This is a genomic window from Mesorhizobium sp. M1E.F.Ca.ET.063.01.1.1 (assembly GCF_003998155.1).
Classification (GTDB): Bacteria; Pseudomonadota; Alphaproteobacteria; order Rhizobiales; family Rhizobiaceae; genus Mesorhizobium.
This window is the reverse complement of sequence record NZ_RZSC01000682.1, coordinates 1-3123: the sequence shown is the minus strand read 5'-3', so window position 1 is coordinate 3123 and position 3123 is coordinate 1. Positions and strand designations below refer to the sequence as shown.

The window sequence follows — 3123 nt, the reverse complement described above, 5'->3', positions numbered from 1 at the left end:
GGCCTGCGCGCCGGCGACGGACAGCAAGGTGTCGGCGGCCAATGCGATGGGCAAAAAATATCTGGTCAGCATAAGGTTCGTCTCCGTGATTCATCCCTACCGCCGTGAAACGGAAGGCACGGCCGAATCCCGTCGGAGCGGGGCGGATCACATCTTCGTTATCGACGGACGCTTTCGTTGGGTGACGCCACAGTCTTCAGCGCGTTGTCGAGCATGTCGCCCTTCTCGTCCTTCAGCGCCTGCTTGCGCAGGCGGCGGATCAGTCGGCGGCATCGTCGCGCCCTTGAGCACGGCGAGCGCCGACAGATCGCGGTCGAAATTTCGACTGGGCGCGGGCATGAATGTCGAGCCGCGCATCGCGGCACTTGCCTTCGACGGCTGCGCATCCTGGCGGTTTGCCATTGGCACGGCAAGCCTTTGCCGCATGGCGAATTGATTCACGTCAATGAGCCATGACGTGTCCCGCACTAGATTTATTAGTAGGTGCTTGATGACGGGAACTGATCGACGGAGGTTGTTATGACCACGGTCCAGCAAATCCTCGACGCCAAGGGCCACGATATCTACTTCGTTCGCCCCGATGACACGGTTTTGCATGCGCTCCAGATGATGGAAAGGAGAAACGTGGGGGCGGTATTGGTCAAAGAGGACGACAATCTCGTCGGCATATTCACTGAACGACATTATGCCAGGAAAGTATTTCTGAAGGGCAGGTCATCACCGAAGACACGGATTCGTGACGTTATGGAACGGGACGTCGCCTATGTGGAGCCGGGGCAGAGCACCGAAGCTTGCATGGCCCTGATGACCGAGAAACGAATCAGGCACCTCCCGGTTTTGCGTGATGGGCGTCTCGTAGGACTGATATCTATTGGCGACCTCATGAAAAGCATAATCGCGGACCGTGAGTTCAACATCGATCAACTTGTGCGCTATGTACAAGGCTGAATAGGAGATCGGGCCGATGATGATCCGCACGCTCTCGACTCTGGAATGCACGAAACTGCTGGCGGCCAATCGTGCCGGCCATCTGGCATGTGCGAAGGATGGACAACCTTACCTCGTGTGCTTCAACTATGCCTACGCCGACAATCACCTCTATTCGTTCTCTTTGCCGGGTAAGAAAATCGACTGGATGCGGGCCAATCCCCTGGTGTGCGCCCAGGTCGACGAACACACCCACGGGCGCGGATGGAGAAGCGTGATTGTCGACGGCCGCTATGAGGAACTGCCGGACCTGGTCGGCCACAAGGCTCAGCGCGAGCATGCATGGTCGGTGCTGAGCAAGCACGCGGACTGGTGGGAGCCCGGTGCGCTCAAGCCTGTCATGCCTCCCGTGTCAGATAACTTGCCGCACGTTTTTTACCGGATCCATGTCGAGCAAGTCTCGGGACGGGAAGCAAGTGAATAGGCTGTCGACTTTCGAATGCTTATAAAGCCGGGCTGTCGTCAAGCGTCGCTACGGTCTTCAGCGCGCCGTCGAGCATGTCGCCCTTCTCGTCCTTCAGCGCCGCCTCGCGCAGGCGGCGGAGCCAGTCGGCGGCGTCTTCTCTGCCCTTGAGCATGGGAAGCGCCGAGAGCACACGGTCGAATTTCGACTGGGCGCGGGCGTGGGTGTCGCTGTAGCCCTTGATCAACCGGCGGCAGTTCAGGATCTCTGTGCCGAGCGCATAATTTTCGCGCGCATGGGCGAGCGCCAGTTCGTACCAGCGCTCCAGATGCTCCATCTCGACCTTGTGGCGCAGCAGACGGCGGCGCCAGCGGCGCAGGCCGCCGATGAACCAGAGCGTGGCGAAGCCGGCAAAACTGTCGGTGCGGATATGGCGGCCGCGATTGATGCGGCGGTCGAGGAAGGCAGCGAGCTTCGGCCGGTTCTCGATGTAGCTGCCGAGCCCCACCGGCAGCGTGCCGCAGAACTCCTCGATGCGCGGATGGAAATATTCGGTGACCTGGAGGACCGAGCCTTCCTTGACGCCGATCTCCTTGCGCACGCGCCTGTCACGGGTCGAGCGCGTCTTGAGGTCGGCGACGCGGATCATGTCGTCATAGCACATGGCGTTGGCGAGATGCTTGGCGGCGGCAATCGACAGCGCGTAGCCGCGTTCCGCATTGTCCAGCGGAACCGCCTTGTCCAGCCGGTCGAGATATTCGCCGCCGTAGGCGATGTCCTGGAAGTCGACGACCTTCTTCAGGCCGCGTTCGGCCATGTCGCGCACCGGCTCTGGCAATGCCGCGACGCGGGCAGCAAGCTCCTGCCAGCCAATCAGCAGGGTTTCCGGGCCGCTGACCTTCGCGACTGGGCGAGTCTCGGGAGCAGCGGGTTTCGCCGCAGCCGTACCCCCGGTCGGCGCCGCAGCGATGCCGCGCGCGCGATCGTAAGCAGCGCCAAAGGCGGCGAGGCTTGCCTTGACGCCGCGGCCGCCGGCGCCGATCGCCTGCTCGTAGCTTTCGCGCGCGAACGGCAGCGCGTCGGAACCGGCCAGCGCGCCGAGCAGGCTGGCCGAGATCATCGTGCCGTTCTCGACGGCGATCTTTTCCATGTCGAAGGCGATGAAGCGTTTTGAGGCGGCCTCGGCCGTCGCGTGCACCTTCTCCGATGAGGCGCGGCCGTCGCCCGGCTCGATCTTTTCCGAGACGGCGGCGATGCGGTGCGAGGAGGCGATCAGCGTCGTGCGCTCGGGCGTGACGAAGCCGCGGATGATGGCGCGGCCGGCTTCCATCAGCTCGGCGGCGATCAAAATGTCGACGTCGCCCTGGGAGGGCGACAGCGCGAAGACCGGCAGCCGGCCGGTGTCGCGGGCCATTTCGATGTAATAGATCGTCGCCCCCGTGCGCTGGGCGACGCCCGCCACAGACGTCGACTGGGCGATGTAGCCGCTGCGCTCGGCGACATCGGTGATCCAGTCGGCGAGCACGCCGCCGCCCTGGCCGCCGACCGCGAGCACGGCGAGTTTTATCACCCGCTCGTCATCAGTAGCGCCCACCTTCGGGCGCAAGGGTGAGGCCTGTTCAAGCATCGGCGAACATCAAACGGCGGCTCTCGCGGCGGCGCTGCAAAAGGCCGATCGCAGCGCGGCGCGCGCTTTCCAGGAAACGGTCCCAGCGGCCGGGATTGTGGACGAC

General features: G+C 63.2%; 4 protein-coding genes. 3 read left to right on the top strand and 1 reads right to left on the bottom strand.

What is annotated here, in order from left to right:
- The 3 genes from EOA29_RS41755 to EOA29_RS30495 all read left to right on the top strand — a co-directional run.
- A partial coding sequence (locus tag EOA29_RS41755; RefSeq protein WP_210213186.1) for a hypothetical protein occupies window positions 1-436 on the top strand: 436 nt, incomplete at its 5' end.
- Window positions 437-519: 83 nt separating this feature from the next.
- Window positions 520-948: a CBS domain-containing protein gene (locus tag EOA29_RS30500; protein WP_126090414.1), complete on the top strand. Its 429-nt coding sequence runs from the start codon at window positions 520-522 to the stop codon at window positions 946-948.
- A gap of 16 nt (window positions 949-964) precedes the next feature.
- Window positions 965-1411, top strand: coding sequence for a pyridoxamine 5'-phosphate oxidase family protein (locus EOA29_RS30495; protein ID WP_126090415.1), 447 nt, complete (start codon window positions 965-967; stop codon window positions 1409-1411).
- 19 nt (window positions 1412-1430) lie between these two features.
- Here the strand turns inward: EOA29_RS30495 and EOA29_RS30490 are convergent, their stop codons facing one another.
- A complete protein-coding gene (locus EOA29_RS30490; protein ID WP_126090416.1) occupies window positions 1431-3017 on the bottom strand; it encodes an indolepyruvate oxidoreductase subunit beta family protein in 1587 nt (528 codons plus the stop codon).
- Between the last annotated feature and the right edge of the window lie 106 nt (window positions 3018-3123).

Bases quoted from the DNA above. Each gene is read 5' to 3' on its own strand.
- EOA29_RS30495 (WP_126090415.1), top strand. From the start codon at position 965: ATGATGATCCGCACGCTCTCGACTCTGGAATGCACGAAACTGCTGGCG.
- EOA29_RS30490 (WP_126090416.1), bottom strand. From the start codon at position 3,017: ATGCTTGAACAGGCCTCACCCTTGCGCCCGAAGGTGGGCGCTACTGAT.
- EOA29_RS30500 (WP_126090414.1), top strand. From the start codon at position 520: ATGACCACGGTCCAGCAAATCCTCGACGCCAAGGGCCACGATATCTAC.